This window comes from Sphingobium sp. TomTYG65, from assembly GCF_055395525.1.
This window is the reverse complement of sequence record NZ_AP027331.1, coordinates 518298-532647: the sequence shown is the minus strand read 5'-3', so window position 1 is coordinate 532647 and position 14350 is coordinate 518298. Positions and strand designations below refer to the sequence as shown.

Annotated in this window: 9 protein-coding genes; 5 read left to right on the top strand and 4 right to left on the bottom strand. The window is 62.5% G+C overall.

What is annotated here, in order from left to right:
• Positions 1-25: 25 nt before the first annotated feature.
• Both ACZ5Y5_RS16245 and ACZ5Y5_RS16240 read right to left on the bottom strand, forming a co-directional pair.
• Positions 26-2482, bottom strand: a complete 2457-nt coding sequence (locus ACZ5Y5_RS16245) for a TonB-dependent receptor (protein WP_464811530.1) — start codon at positions 2480-2482, stop codon at positions 26-28.
• A 212-nt stretch (positions 2483-2694) separates the two neighbouring features.
• Positions 2695-3342, bottom strand: a complete 648-nt coding sequence (locus ACZ5Y5_RS16240; RefSeq protein ID WP_464811529.1) for a TetR/AcrR family transcriptional regulator — start codon at positions 3340-3342, stop codon at positions 2695-2697.
• 88 nt (positions 3343-3430) lie between these two features.
• Here ACZ5Y5_RS16240 and ACZ5Y5_RS16235 point away from each other — a divergent pair, with 88 nt between their 5' ends.
• The 4 genes from ACZ5Y5_RS16235 (at position 3431) to ACZ5Y5_RS16220 (ending at position 10810) form a co-directional block, all read left to right on the top strand.
• A complete protein-coding gene (locus ACZ5Y5_RS16235) occupies positions 3431-4909 on the top strand; it encodes an efflux transporter outer membrane subunit (protein WP_464811528.1) in 1479 nt (492 codons plus the stop codon).
• Positions 4906-5985 (top strand): efflux RND transporter periplasmic adaptor subunit, encoded by a 1080-nt coding sequence (locus ACZ5Y5_RS16230; protein WP_464811527.1) that lies wholly within the window; start codon positions 4906-4908, stop codon positions 5983-5985. The genes ACZ5Y5_RS16235 and ACZ5Y5_RS16230 overlap by 4 nt, the downstream gene beginning before the upstream one ends.
• Positions 5986-5988: 3 nt before the next feature.
• A complete protein-coding gene (locus ACZ5Y5_RS16225; RefSeq protein WP_464811526.1) occupies positions 5989-9069 on the top strand; it encodes an efflux RND transporter permease subunit in 3081 nt (1026 codons plus the stop codon).
• A gap of 370 nt (positions 9070-9439) precedes the next feature.
• Entirely contained in the window at positions 9440-10810 is a 1371-nt protein-coding gene (locus ACZ5Y5_RS16220; RefSeq protein ID WP_464809024.1) for an IS1182 family transposase, read from the top strand.
• A gap of 140 nt (positions 10811-10950) precedes the next feature.
• On the opposite strand, the gene ACZ5Y5_RS16215 is transcribed toward ACZ5Y5_RS16220, so the two are convergent.
• Both ACZ5Y5_RS16215 and ACZ5Y5_RS16210 read right to left on the bottom strand, forming a co-directional pair.
• A complete protein-coding gene (locus ACZ5Y5_RS16215) occupies positions 10951-11262 on the bottom strand; it encodes a hypothetical protein (protein ID WP_464811525.1) in 312 nt (103 codons plus the stop codon).
• A 60-nt stretch (positions 11263-11322) separates the two neighbouring features.
• Complete coding sequence (locus ACZ5Y5_RS16210) at positions 11323-11973, bottom strand: TetR/AcrR family transcriptional regulator (RefSeq protein ID WP_464811524.1); 651 nt, start codon at positions 11971-11973, stop codon at positions 11323-11325.
• Between the two features lie 157 nt (positions 11974-12130).
• Here ACZ5Y5_RS16210 and ACZ5Y5_RS16205 point away from each other — a divergent pair, with 157 nt between their 5' ends.
• On the top strand, positions 12131-14350 hold the full coding sequence (locus ACZ5Y5_RS16205) for a glycoside hydrolase family 3 C-terminal domain-containing protein (protein WP_464811523.1): 2220 nt from the start codon (positions 12131-12133) through the stop codon (positions 14348-14350).

The window sequence follows — 14350 nt, the reverse complement described above, 5'->3', positions numbered from 1 at the left end:
CCCCTGAGGGCTAGCCGGAAAGCTGCTACCAGTTGAAGGTCAAGGTCGCGCCAATTTCGCGTGGGTTCGTCACGTTCACCGTGCTGTAACCCGACTGGAAGGAGCCAGCCACGACAGCGTTGGTCTGCACTTCGCCCAGCGAGATATTGGTGATGCGCTTCTGATTGAGCACATTCTTCGCGAAGGCGCTGAGTTCCCATTTGTCGTCGTTTGAACGGACGCCGACAAACAGGTTGACCAGCTCACGATGCTTGAAGCGATACTGCGACTGCCACCAGTAATAGCTTGGCGTGTAGGTCAGCAGCGCGCTGACGAACGGCGTGACGGTATCCATTGGGAAGCGGACTTCCGTATTGGCATTCAAGCTGAAGTCAGGCGTGTTGGCCAGCTTGTCGCTGCTGTTGCAATAGCTGACATTGCCAGGGCCGGTAACCGCGGGCGTACCAGTGGTGTTGGGCGTTCCAGTGCCCGCATAATCATTGCAGGGCAGTCGGGCATTGTCCCAGCGAGCCTTGGTGTAGGCGGCGCTGACGTTCAGATCCCAATCGGGTGTTGGCCGTGCATTGATGGAGGCTTCAACGCCCTTGATCGTCGCATCGCCATTATAGTTGAAGTCGAAGCCACCGCTGGTTTGGCCCGGATTGCTAGGCGAAGACCAGTAGATGCTGTTGAAGCGGCTGAGGAAGCCGTTGAGCTTCTGATAGAATGCCGCGACGCTATAGTTCAACTTGCGATCAAACAACGCGCCCTTCACGCCGACTTCGACCGAGTCAGTCTTTTCCGGATTGGTGCGGATGAGATCGGCCGAAACGACAGCCGGACCCGCGACCTTTGAACTGCCTTGACGGAATGAATGGCCGTAGGCGGCATAGATATTCAGATCAGGCGTCACTTCATAGTTGATCGTCGCACCGCCGGTGATCGGCGTGTTCTTGGTGCGTTGAAGTGCTGGGGGAATAATCTCGACGTTAGGCGTATTGAAGAAGCCGACGAGCTGCTGCTGCGTGGTTTGCACCTTCTTCAGTATTGAGTAGCGAACGCCGCCCTGAACAGTCAGCGGGCCTGTCTTGTAGCGGAGATTCCCGGCAAAAGACCAAACCTGAGAGTCCACTGGCACCGTAACCAAGGCCCTGAGTGGCAATCGATTGGGAATGGTGTAGGGCGCAAAAAAGCCCGGGCACCCAGCGGCAGCCCCGCCAACCAGTGCGCAGGGCGGATTAACCTGCGCGGTAGGCGAGACAGTGTATAGGAGCAGGCTGCTATCCTGATCCACGAACGTCGTACCGGTCTGCTTGGAACGGAATGCGCTGACGCCCCAGCCAAGCCCTTCATCATTGTTCGAACTCAGTCGCAGTTCGGCCGTATCGACCTTGTACGGTGTGGTCACGTTCGACGTCTGAATATAGCCCGGAATGGCATTCGCAGAATCCAGGTCACGGGAGATCTGCAACTTGCTGTATTGATGGGCACCGACAAAGGACAGCGTCGCCGGACCAAGATCATAGTCGAACTGCAGGTTGACAAGATGGGTTTCATTCTGGTTGCGGAAGATGCCTTCCTGCACGGAGCCGCGGTCGGAGACGCTCAGTGGCGGACCCGAAGTCACGCTCGTGTCGGTGGCGAAAGGACCGCCTCCAAAGGCGGGCGGAACGAAGATCGAGGGCGTGCCGAATACAGTCCGGTAAATGCCAAGCGGCGTATTGCCGTCACCCACGACCTGCTGGAACACGCGGTTGTCCGCATGCAGATACTGATAGGTCAGGTAAGCGGTGAAGTCGGTGCTTGGCTTCCAGCCCAGAGTGATGCGTCCGCTCTCCGTACGGCTGCGTGAATATTGGTCCGTGTTGACGTTTCGTACCTGGTTGATGCGGTTGCCATCGACCACCCCGGCAACGCGGATCGCGAGTGTGTCATTGAAGGCGAGTGAGGCGCCGCCCTGGACGTTGTAGGCGTGCCGGTCGGTGCCGGTAGCCTGCAAATAGCCTTCAGGGCCGTCGAAGCTCGGCTTGCGCGTGGCGATGGTAATCGAGCCAGCGGGAGCCGACAGGCCGCGCAACAGACCCTGGGGACCGCGCAGAACTTCGATCTGCTGGATGTCGTAGATCGCAGTGAAGATCGTCTGCGCATCCGTAGGGATTTCATTATAATAGGTCTGAACTGCAGGCCCGGTGCCCTGATCAGGATCGAAGGTGATGCCGCGCAGGGTGGTCGTATTGTTGCGGCCGGTCGTGTTGGTCAGCTGAAGACCCGGCGCAAGCTGGGAGACGTCCTTGACGTCGAAAATCTTGAACTTTTCGAGCTGTTCACCCGTAGCGACGTTCACGGACATCGGAACGTCCTGCAACCGTTCTTCGCGGCGGGTGGCCGTGACGATGATGTCGGCGTTGGGATTTTCTGCACCCGCCTGGGCGAAAGCCACGCCCGGTACGGCAAAGGCAGAGACACTGGCGCACAGGAGCGCCGTGCGCTTAACGCGCTTCATTCGCATCGATAATCCTCCCCAAGAGGTATGTTTCAGTTAAAACGGCTCTCGTGATCTTGGGCCGTTTGCGTGCACTATATCGGAGTCACCAACGCAGGCAACAATTTTTCTGAACGATCGCGTGCGAAATGACTCTGTAACCGGACGTTCCGTAACGCATCTTGCGAATGGGCGCCCGCAGACCGGAATGATGTTCGGGAAAAACCGAAGCTCTAGAGGTCGGCGGGGCTTGTGATGCCGCCGCAAAACAAGGCGGTCAGCCGCCGCGCATGACGGTTGAGCTGCACGGCATCGACACTGTCATCTGCTTCACCCTGAAAGAAGCGGCGATGTGATTCCGACAGGATCAGGCTGGTCAGAGATTCCGCTGCAAATCCCACATCCTGATCGGGCAAGATCCCTTGATCCACCAGCGACTGCAAATAGGCGGCAAGAGGATCGAGATAGCGTCGCACCACCACTTGCTCGATCTGCGGCCGCGCTTCCTCAAAGAATGATGAGTTCAGCATCAACAGCCGCCGCATCGCCGTCGCATAGGGCTCGCACACTTCAGCGAGGCATTGTTCGACGAAGGAAAGGAGGCTTTCCTGCCAGCGATCGCGTGGCGGCACGGCCAAGGGTTGAAGCGCGTAGCCGAGCATTTGCCGCACGACCGCGGCGAAGAGGGCGGGCTTGTTCGGATAATGGGCGTACACCGTCTTCCGCGACAGGCCGGAAGCCGTGATGATCGTGTTCATCGTCAGGCTGGGCCCATGTTCGACCAGCATGCGCATGGTGGTTTCGACCAACCGATGCTCGATTTCCGCACTTTCCTCGCGGCGGGGGCGGCCTGGGCGGCGAGCGGGCGGGTTGTCAGTCATGGGCGGCGTCCCTGGCAAAAAATCGATGGTTCGAAAATAAACAATCTTGTTTCTTTTATTCACTCCGCTATCGGAGAGGTCAACCGTCATGATCGGAGTTCGTCGCTTGCCGCCTTTGGGCCTGCGCTCCTCTTTGCTTCTGCTTTGCGCCGCGCTTTGCGGCTGCGCCCCATCGATTGAGCTGGCGCGGCCGAAGCTTGCCCTGCCTGAACGGTTTGAGGCGGCTCCTGCCACTGGGGCTGCGTCGGAACCGCTGGACAGATGGTGGGACCGCTTCGCCGACCCGCAGCTTTCGGCGCTGGTGGACGAGGCATTGGCCTATAATACGGATGCGCGGTCCGCCTATTTTCGCCTGCGGGAGGCGCGTGCCATCCGGGATCAGTCGCTGTCCCAACGCCTGCCCACAGGGGCGGTGAGCGGTTCGGCCAAGGTGCAGGATGGCAGTCAGCTGTCGGGCACCGATGCCTTCGGTTCGACAGCAAGGAGCGATAGTCAGTCGCTGAGCTTCAGTCCGAGCTGGGAGCTGGACCTGTTCGGGCGGCTCGCCGCCATTGGGGAGGGTGCGCGGGCCAGCTATGTGGCGGCCGCCTATGACTATCATGCTGCGCGTCTCAGTCTGGCTGCCGACGTCGCCAGCGCCTTGTTCGACGCACGCGGGCTCGCGGTGCAGCGTGACGATGCTCAGGAGGTGCTGCGGATCGCGCGGGATTTGGCGCGGGCGTCCGAACTCGGCCGCGATCATGGTCTGGTCGCAGCGGGGGAGACGGCGCGGCTGGAAGGCGATGTCGCGACGGCGCAGGCAGAACTGACGCGCGTTGAAACCGCATTGCGCAATGCAAAGCGATCGCTGCTGGTGCTGGTGGGGCGGCCCGATGCGCCGACCGAAAGCCTGCCGATCGAAGCGCGGCTCGATACGCCGCCGCCGGTCCCGCCGCTCTTGCCCGCAACGCTGCTGACCCGCCGACCGGATGTACTCGCGGCGGAAGCGCGGCTGGCGGCAGCGGCGAGCGCAGTGCAGGTTGACCGGCTGGCGCTCTTTCCGCGCTTTACCCTTCAGGGGACCGGCAGCATCAGCCGTACCTCGGGCGCGCTGGGAGGCGTGTCGAGCCTCTGGTCGCTGGGCGCGGGGTTGAGCCTGCCCATACTGGATCGAACGCGCCTGATGGCGCAACTGCGCGCGACGCAGGCTCAGGGGGAGCAAGCGGTCATCAGTTATGAGGCAGCGGTGCAGGCGGCCTTCCGCGACGCCGACATAGCGCTCGCTCTTGTCACCGCCGACCGAACGCGGCTCACCGATCTGGCACGGGCGGAAGAGCGGGCGCGCTTCGCCTTCAGTACGGGGCGCAAGGGCTATCAGGCAGGACTGACCGACCTTACAACGCTGCTGCAGTCCGAACAGACCTGGCGTGCGGCGCGCCGGGCGCTCACCACTGCGCGGACGCAGGCGCTCAACAACATTGTTGCCGCGTACAGGACATTGGGCGGGGGTTGGAGCCCTGCTGACCCGGCGACCGCCCCCGACCAACCCGCCATCATTCTGCCGATCCAGTCCAAGGAAATGCCGTGACCATCAAGCTGCGTCCCATTGCCCTGACGCTGCCCTTCACGCTGCTGCTCGCCGCATGCGGCGGCGGCGAGGACGGCGCGAAGGAGCCGCCGCCGCCCACCGTGACCGTCGCTCGGATCGAGCAGCGCGCACTGGATGGCGGGCTTAGCGCTTCGGGCCGGCTGATCCCGCGGGAGGAAGTGGCGGTCGCGCCGGAACTGTCAGGCTACCGTATCGCTCGCGTGCTGGTGGAAGAAGACGCCCGGGTCGGCGCGGGGCAGGTGCTTGCCATATTGGACGACACGCTGCTGCGCTCCCAGATAGATCAGGCGCGCGCGCAGCTCAGCCAGCAGCAGGTGGCTTATGAAAAGGCGCGGATGGAGGCAGGCCGCGTTGCTGGGCTCGACAATCAGGGCGTGCTTTCGCAGGAGGCGATCGATCAGCGACGGATAGCGGCCCGTTCGGCGCAGGCGGCGGTCGGCGTGGCAAAGGCGCAGCTTGACGATCTGCTGACGCGGCAGCGGCGGCTGATCGTGCGTTCGCCTGTCGCAGGACGCGTGCTTCAGCGTTCCGCCCGGCCGGGCGAACCCTCCGCATCGGGCACGGTGCTGTTCACCATCGCACGCGACGATCTGGTGGAACTGGATGCCGAAGTTGCCGAAGCGGCGATGGGCACTCTGGCCATCGGCGACCCTGCTGTCGTTACGCTGGCGTCGGGCGCGAAGATCAACGGCAGGGTGCGCCTGCTGGGCGCGCGCGTCGATAACCAGACCGGCTTGTCGAGGGCCCGCATCGCCCTGCCCGTCAGTCCCGATCTGCGGCCGGGTGGCTTTGCCCAAGCCAGTTTCGTCAAGGAAAGCACGGCTGTCCTGGCGGCCCCTGAAAAGGCGGTGCATTATGATGCGGACGGCGCTTACATGCTGCTGCTGGACAAGGGCGACCGCGTTCATCGCGTGTCGGTGCGCACGGGACGGCGTGCAGCGGGCATGGTCGAAATATTGAGCGGCGCGAAGCCCGGCGCCCGAGCGGTCCTGGGCGGCGGCGCGTTCCTGCTGGAAGGCGACCGGGTCCGGACTGCGCCCGGCGGAAGAACCTAAGCCATGCGCATTTCCGCCTGGGCCATTCGCAATCCGATTCCGGTCGTATCGCTGTTCATCCTGCTGACGATTGCGGGCATCGTCGCCTATGTCGGACTGCCCATCAAGCAGTTCCCCAATGTGAACTTCCCTGTCGTCAGCGTTACCGTCACGCAAAATGGCGCTGCGCCCAGCGAAGTTGAAAATCAGATTACCCGCCCCATAGAGAACGCCCTTAGCGGCGTGGCCGGGGTCAAGCATATCAGCTCGACCGCCGTACTCGGCTCATCAACCACGACGGTCGAATTCGAGCTCCACAGCGACATGCAGAAGGCGACGGATGACGTCCGCACTGCCGTGGAGCGGGCGCGCGTCGAACTGCCTAGCGGTATCGATCCGCCGCTGGTGCAGAGGCTGGACATCGATAACGCGCCGATCCTGACCTATGCGGTCAGCGCGCCAGGTATGGGCGACACCGAATTGTCGCGCTTCATCGACAAGGTCGTCACCCGCGCTTTGCAGGCTCAAGCTGGCGTGGCGCAGGTCCGGAGGATCGGCGGCGCAGAGCGCGAAATCAACGTGGTTCTGGATGCGCAGCGCATGGTCGCGCTCGGTGTGACCGCGCCGCAGGTCAACAATGCGCTTGCCGCCTTCAACAGCGATGATCCGGGCGGCCGCGCGGACGTCGGCGCGGTCGAACAGACGATCCGCGTGCTGGGATCGTCCATTACGATCGACCGGTTGCGGGCGCTCTCCATCCCTGTCCAGGGCCGCTATGTGCGCCTGTCCGACATTGCCGAGATTGGCGACGGCGCGGCCGAGCAGCGTAGCTTCGCGCGTCTCGACGGCAGGCCGGTGACCGCGATCCAGGTCAGCAAGACGCGCGATGCGAGCGACATCAGCGTGGAAGACCGGGTGGTCAAGGCGATCGATCAGCTTCAGGCGGATCATCGGGGCGTCATTTTCACCAAGCTGGTTTCCACCGTCGATTCCACCCGCCGCAGCTTCTCTTCGACCCAGCATGTGCTGATCGAGGGCATCTTCCTCGCCGTCCTCGTCGTCTATCTCTTCCTGCGTAACTGGCGGGCGACGATCATCGCTGCCGTAGCCATGCCGCTGTCGCTGATCCCGACTTTCGTGATGATGTCCGCCATGGGCTTCAGCCTCAACAGCATCACGCTCTTGGCGCTGACGCTGGTGATCGGCATCCTGGTCGATGACGCCATCGTGGAAGTTGAAAATATCGAAAAGCGCATCGAGGCGGGGGAAAGCCCCTATCGCGCCGCGCTGATCGGGGCCGACGCCATCGGCCTCGCGGTCATTGCGACCACGGCGACGATCATCGCGGTGTTCGCGCCGGTTTCGCTGATACCGGGCCAGGCAGGACAGTTTTTCCGCGAATTCGGCCTGACCGTCGCTGTCGCGGTGCTTTTCTCCCTGGTGGTCGCGCGTTTGCTCACGCCTCTGATGGCCGCCTATTTCCTGGTGCCGTTGAAGGACAGGACGCATCGGGAAAAGCAGCCGGTCAATCCGATCTACGGCCGCATATTGGATTGGGCGCTGGCGCATCGGTGGATGACCATGGCGATCGGTGCAGGCATTTTCCTGTTGTCGCTGCTGCTCGCCAGCCTTACGCCAGTGGGTTTCCAGCCGGTCGGCAATCCCGGCTATCTCTATGTGGCGGTGCAGGGGCCTCCCGGCGCCACGCGCGAGGACATGGCGCGCGCGGTGAACACAGCCACGAAGATGCTGCTGGCCGAACCCGCCGTCGAGCGCGTCTTTGCGCAGGTTGGTTCGACCGCAGGGGGCTTTAGCGACGGCGATGATCTGAGGTCGGGGACCTTGACGGTCGTGCTGAAGGAGCACCGCGACGTCACCACGGACCAGTTCCGCCAGATCATAAGGCCCAAGCTGCGCGATGTGCCCGATATTCGCCTGTCGAACCAGGGTTCGTTCGGCAGTGCGGGTGTCAGCATCGTGCTGGCGGGAGAAGATGGGCAGGCGCTGGAGCGCACGCAGATCGAATTGTTGCGCCAGATGCGTGGCGTGCGGTCGATTTCGGATCCGCGCCCTGCGCCTCCGCCTGCCGGTCCGGAGTTGATCGTGACGCCCCGGCCGGAGGAGGCTGCGCGCCTCAACGTGGATAGCCGCACCCTGGCGCAGGTCCTGCGCGTCGCAACCATCGGTGACATAGACGCCAGCGTTGCCAAATATTCCGATGGCGACGAACGCGTCCCGATACGCGTGCGCCTGCCGGAAGGATCGCGTCAGGATCTGGATACGATCGCCAACCTGCGGGTCCCGACACTCGATGGCCAGACGACGCCGCTGTCGGCCGTCGCCGATATCCGGTTCAAGGCCGGTCCCGGAAAGATCGTGCGGTATGACCGGGAACGCCGCGTGTCGGTGGAAGCTGACCTGATCGCCGGGCGGACATTGGGACAGGCGCTGGAAGAAGTCGCGGCGCTGCCGGTGATGCGCAATCTTCCCAAGGGCGTGCAGCAAGCGCGTGAGGGCGATTCGGAAGCCATGGCTGAATTGTTCGGCGGCTTCCTGATCGCCATCGTTGCAGGCATCGGCCTGACATTCTCCGTCCTGGTTCTGTTGTTCAAGGGCTTCTTCAAGCCGGTGGTGATCCTTGCCGCGCTTCCGCTGTCGCTGCTTGGCGCCTTCACCGCGCTTGTCCTCTTTGGCAAGACGCTGGACCTTCCCGCCATGATCGGCTTGCTGATGCTGCTCGGGCTGTGCGCCAAGAACTCGATCCTGCTCGTCGAGTTTGCGATCGAGGAGGAACGGGCGGGAACGCCGATGACGCAGGCGCTGCGCAATGCGTGCCGTGAGCGTGCAAGGCCGATCGTGATGACGACCGTCGCGATGGCGGCGGGCATGCTGCCCACCGCGCTCGGGATAGGGGAGGGTGCGGAGTTCCGTCAGCCCATGGCGCTCGCGGTGATCGGCGGTTTGATCACGTCCACCGCCTTGTCGCTCATCTTCGTCCCGGTGATCTATGAAATTGTGGAGAGCATCGAACGCTGGATCGCGCCGCGCGCCGCCCGGTTCGTGACGCCGCCTCAGCCGGGGGACGATGATCCTTTCCCCACATAGTGAGGCGATATTAGCGTTTACTCACTTATCGCTTGACCAATCGAACATAGACGTTCAATTGGGGACTGCCTTCCAGGCACTCTCCTACACCTACTAGGCCGGCTATATGCCGGCCTTTTCTTTGCCTGCGACGCTTGGCCGCGGTTCGGAGAAGGCAGAGTGCCTGTTCGGCCTTGGGGAGAGCGGGGCCCGAATCCTGAGCGCGCCATTCAAATGAGGCTGCATGCACGAAGATATCGGGCAGTGGCAGAGCGCAGGCGCGTGCGCCTGAAATGCACAAATGTTTCGGGCAAAAAGAAAGGGCGCTTGCGCGCCCTCAGACTGCTGACAAACCCCTGGCGTGAGCTGGGGGTTTGTGATTCTGTAGGCTATGCTGAGAGAGCCTGGACCTGAGCAGACTGCGCTCGAGATAGTGACACTCGAGGAGTTGGTTCCTGCGGATCACCTGCTGCGCAAGATCGACGCGGTGATTGATTTTTCGTTCATCCACGAGCTGACGGCGTCGCTTTACTGTTCTGACAATGGGCGGCCTGCGCTGGATCCGACACTGATGTTCAAGGCGCTGTTCCTTGGCTATTTGTTTGGGGTTCGCTCGGAACGGCAACTTGTCCGCGAGATCCAGGTCAACGTTGCCTATCGCTGGTTCCTGCGGCTGCGGCTGACCGATGCGGTCTTCGATGCCTCGACGCTGTCGCAGAACCGGCGGCGCCGCTATGGCGACACGAGTGTGGCGCAGGAGATATTCGACCGGATTGTCGAGCAGGCGATCGGCCATGGCCTGGTGGATGGTACCGTGCTGTACACCGACAGCACCCACCTTAAGGCCAACGCCAACAAGAACAAATATGACAAGGCAGTCGTCGCTAAATCGTGCTCGGATTATTGGGAGGCGCTCGACGCCGCGATTACCCAGGAGCGACGGGAACGCGGCCTCAAGCCGCTTAAGCCTAAGGAGCGCAGGGCCGTTGAGGCCGAGACCAAGCTGTCGCGCAGCGATCCGGAGAGCGGCTATATGGTCCGGGACGGCAAGCCCAAGGGCTTTTTCTATCTCGACCACCGCACCGTGGACGGGCGGCTAGGGATCATCACCGATACTTTTGCCACGCCTGCCAATGTGCATGATTCGATCGTCTATCTCGGACGCCTCGACCGGCAGCGCGAGCGCTTCGGCTTTCCTGTCGCGGCGGTGGGGCTCGATGCCGGATACGCCACTGCGGGCATTGCTCAAGGGCTAGAGGAGCGCGGCATTCTTGGTGTCACCGGCTATCGCAACCCGACCCCGCCTAAGCCTGGCATGATGCGCAAGAGCCGCTTCCATTGGGAACCGGACCAGGACAGCTATCGCTGTCCCGAAGGCCAGCTGCTGCCCTATGCCACGACCGATCGCCATGGCTATCGCCACTACAAGTCTGATCCTGCGATCTGCCGGCAATGCCCGCTGCTCGCCTCCTGCACCAGCGCCGCCAAGCCCCAACGCGTCATCACCCGCCATGTCTGGCAGGACGCCAGGGACCGATGCGAGGGCCATCGTCTCACCCCCTGGGGTAAGGCCGTCTACAAGCGCCGCAAGGAAACCGTCGAGCGCTCCTTCGCCGACGCCAAGCAGCTACATGGTCACCGTTATGCGCGCTTCCGAGGCCGAATAAGGGTCGCTTGCCAGTGCCTCCTCGCCGCAGCCGCCCAGAACATCAAGAAGATCGCCCTCGCCCTGACCCGCCAGCCAAACCCCCGCCCGGCTTGAACAAGATCGCCCACCGCCATTCTCACAAAACCAGCACCGCAAAATCTTCAAAAGAAAACCCCGCCGCAATAACGACGGGGTTTGTCAGCAGTCTGAGGGCGCTTGCGCGCCCTTCCTCTGTGCGACCCGGGGTCGTAAAATCAGGGCAGCTTCGCCAGATCTGCGTCGATCGCAGCCAGGCGGGCGTCCGTGACTTCTTCGCTGGCATATTGCTGAATCGCCTTCAGCGTCATGCCGCGAGCCATTTCGACCTGATCATTGGTCGTCATGCCGGGGATATGCTTTTCGACGATCGCCTTAGCGGCAGGGTTGTCGAGCAGCGTGCCCAGATCGGTGTCAGTGGTGTTCAGCTTGCCCTTGACGGCAGCAGCCGCGGGTGCCGACGCGGCGGTCTGCGCCAGAGCAGGCGTCGCAATGGCGAGGGCTGCCGTAGCAAGAATCAAAAGACGCATGAATCAGGATCCTCCATTTTCGAGATCATCTATATCGCACGCTATCGTTCTAAATTCAAGTCACCAACTTGCGCGTGCGGCCATAAAAAGATCAACTGTGTCGCGGGCGGCCTTCAATATATCCTCTTCGGCGACCGGCCCGCCGCTGCTTTCCTGAACTTCCCATCCCGAAATCGTCGATACGAACAGGCGGGCAATGACATCAGGATTGCGTACCGGTATCCCATCGCGCCTTGCCGCCTCCTGAATGTCGCGGCTGATAAGCTGGACGATGTAGATATAGCCGGCCTCATAAAGCGCCTTGGCCAGTTCGGGGAACCGGTCCCGATAAGCGAGCGTCAGGCGCTTGAAAGCCTGAACGTCGGTCTGCAGAAATGATCGGGCGATGGTGCGCGCATGATGGTACAGCCGCTCGCCGATATCGTCCGTGAGGAGATAATCTTCCTGCGACGACACGGCCGACCATTTATCGACGCGATCCTGGATCACCTTCGTGAACAAGGCTTCCTTCGACGGATAGCGCGCGTAAAGCGTGCCCTTCGACACGCCGGTCGCCGTCGCGATATTTTCCATCGCCACAGCGTCATACCCTGACTCCAGGAACATGCGGCTGGCGGTGGCGAGAATTGCCTCATCGATGGCGGCGACCTGCTTCGCGTCGGGTCTGCCTCTCTTGGGCGTGAATGCTTTTTGGATCTTTGTCGCGGCCATGGTCACATCTCTGGCTCAGACATCCGCTATAAGCAATGGCCGTTCGAAAATAAATCGAACGCAACCGATCGAATATTGACGCCATGCTGACGCGAGTCTATTTAAACCGAACTATCAAGATCCGAAATATGTCCATGACCGGAGAGGGCTCATCATCATGAAAAAGACAACGTCGCTCTTGTGCCTCGCTGCCATGGGCACGATGCTGACGCCGCTCATCGGGCAAGCGAAGACTTCGACGCGCGCGCCTGATCGGCGTGCTGCCGAAACGCTCGCGAAAATGGCGCCGGAAGAGAAGATCACTCTGCTCCATGGCCCCATGCCGTCGATTCTGCCCCCCGCCAAAAGGCCGCAGGGTGTGACGATCGGCGCTGGCTTCATCGAGGGGATCGAGCGCCTCGGCGTGCCCCGGTTGATCGAGAGCGACGCGAGCCTGGGCGTTTCGAACCTCATGGAAATGCGCAAGGGCGATGTCGCGACCGCTCTGCCCTCCGGCCTGTCGCTGGCCTCTAGCTGGGATGCAGAAATCGCCCGTTCAGGCGGGGCGATGATTGGGTCGGAGGCGCGAGCCAAGGGCTTCAACGTCATGCTAGTGGGCGGCGTCAATCTTGTGCGTGATCCTCGCGCGGGCCGGAATTTCGAATATCTGGGGGAAGACCCGCTGCTCGGTGGCGTGCTGGTGGGCGGCCAGATTGCCGGTGTGCAGTCCAACAACATCATCGGCACGATCAAGCATTTCGCCCTCAACGACCAGGAAACCGGCCGCAATGTCGCCTCTGTGGAAATGGACGAGGCGGCGATGCGGGAAAGCGACCTGCTCGCCTTTCAAATCGGTATCGAGCGCGGCAATCCCGGTTCGGTCATGTGCGCCTATAACCGTGTTGGCGGCACCTACGCTTGCGAGAATGCGTTTCTCCTGAACGATGTGCTGCGTCGCGATTGGGGCTTCAAGGGCTTCGTGATGTCCGACTGGGGCGCGGTCCATTCGACCGAGGCGATCCTGGCCGGGCTGGACCAGCAGTCGGGCGAGCAGCTCGACGGCAAGCGCTATTTCTCCGATCTGCTCGTCAAGGCGGTGCAGGACGGCAAAGTTCCGCAGTCCGCCGTCGACAAGGCTGCCGGGCGCGTGCTCTATGCCATCTATGCGCATGGCCTGGCCGAAAATCCGCTCAAGCCGGGCCAGCCGATCAACTATGACGCCAATGCCGAAGTCGCGCAGCGTGCAGCCGAGCAGGGCATTGTCCTGCTGCGCAACGAGGGCGGCATCCTGCCCTTGGCTGCATCGGCGAAGAAGATATTGGTCGTTGGCGGCAATGCCGATGTCGGCGTGCCCGGTGGCGGCGGATCGAGCCAGGTCAACCCTGTGGGTGGCCTCAAGCGCGTCGGCAAGGGTGCGGAAAGCGGTCCGGCTGCCGGTTTCGCCAAGCGCGGCTACGGCGGCACCGCGCCGCTCGACGCCCTGCGCGCCGAATTGCCTAGCGCGCAGATCAGCTATCTGGACGGCAAGGATGCAGCGGCCGCCGCATCTGCTGCGAAGGCGGCGGACGTCGTGATCGTCTTTGCCGAAAAATTTGCCACCGAAGCGGTGGATCAGCCCGATCTCTTGCTGGGCGAAGGGCAGGATGCGCTGATCGACGCGGTCGCTGGCGCGAATGCCAAGACCGTGGTGGTTCTGGAAACCGGCAATGCCGTGCTGATGCCCTGGCGTGACAAGGTGCCCGCCATCCTGTCGGCTTGGTATGGCGGCCAGCGTGGCGGAACGGCCATCGCCCGCATCCTGACTGGTAAGGTCAATCCGTCGGGCCATCTGCCGGTCACTTTCCCGGCATCGGTCGACCAGTTGCCAAATCCGGTGCTGCCGGGTTCGGCCGCTCCTCCGGCGGACAAGGAAACGCGCGCGGTTTACGGCATTCAGGCTGGTACGAAGCCGTTCGAGATCCGCTATCCGGAAGGATCGGATGTTGGCTATCGCTGGTTCGACAAAAAGGGTCTGAAGCCGCTCTATCCCTTCGGCCATGGCCTCAGCTACACGCAGTTCCGCTACGACGGGCTGAAGACGACCGGCGGCAAGGCGCTGACCGTGCGTTTCACCGTCACCAACAGCGGCCAGCGCGCGGGTGCCGACGTGCCTCAGGTCTATGTCACGCGGCCCGGCAAGGCCAAGCGGCTTGTCGGTTGGGCCAAGCCTGACCTGAAGCCGGGCGAGAGCAAGGAGGTCACGGTGACGGCGGATATGCGCGTTCTGGCGGACTTCGACGCCAAGGCGCAGCGTTGGGTTCTGCCTGCCGAGGAAGTGAGGGTTGAAGTCGGCACGTCTGCGGCCGATCCGGTCCTGACCGGCACTGCAAAGCTGAACCGCGCCGTCCGGAAGCCCTGA

Excerpts from the sequence above, each read along its gene's own strand:
- ACZ5Y5_RS16245 (WP_464811530.1), bottom strand. The coding sequence starts at position 2,482 with ATGAAGCGCGTTAAGCGCACGGCGCTCCTGTGCGCCAGTGTCTCTGCC.
- ACZ5Y5_RS16240 (WP_464811529.1), bottom strand. The coding sequence starts at position 3,342 with ATGACTGACAACCCGCCCGCTCGCCGCCCAGGCCGCCCCCGCCGCGAG.
- ACZ5Y5_RS16235 (WP_464811528.1), top strand. The coding sequence starts at position 3,431 with ATGATCGGAGTTCGTCGCTTGCCGCCTTTGGGCCTGCGCTCCTCTTTG.
- ACZ5Y5_RS16225 (WP_464811526.1), top strand. The coding sequence starts at position 5,989 with ATGCGCATTTCCGCCTGGGCCATTCGCAATCCGATTCCGGTCGTATCG.
- ACZ5Y5_RS16220 (WP_464809024.1), top strand. The coding sequence starts at position 9,440 with ATGCTGAGAGAGCCTGGACCTGAGCAGACTGCGCTCGAGATAGTGACA.
- ACZ5Y5_RS16215 (WP_464811525.1), bottom strand. The coding sequence starts at position 11,262 with ATGCGTCTTTTGATTCTTGCTACGGCAGCCCTCGCCATTGCGACGCCT.
- ACZ5Y5_RS16210 (WP_464811524.1), bottom strand. The coding sequence starts at position 11,973 with ATGGCCGCGACAAAGATCCAAAAAGCATTCACGCCCAAGAGAGGCAGA.
- ACZ5Y5_RS16205 (WP_464811523.1), top strand. The coding sequence starts at position 12,131 with ATGAAAAAGACAACGTCGCTCTTGTGCCTCGCTGCCATGGGCACGATG.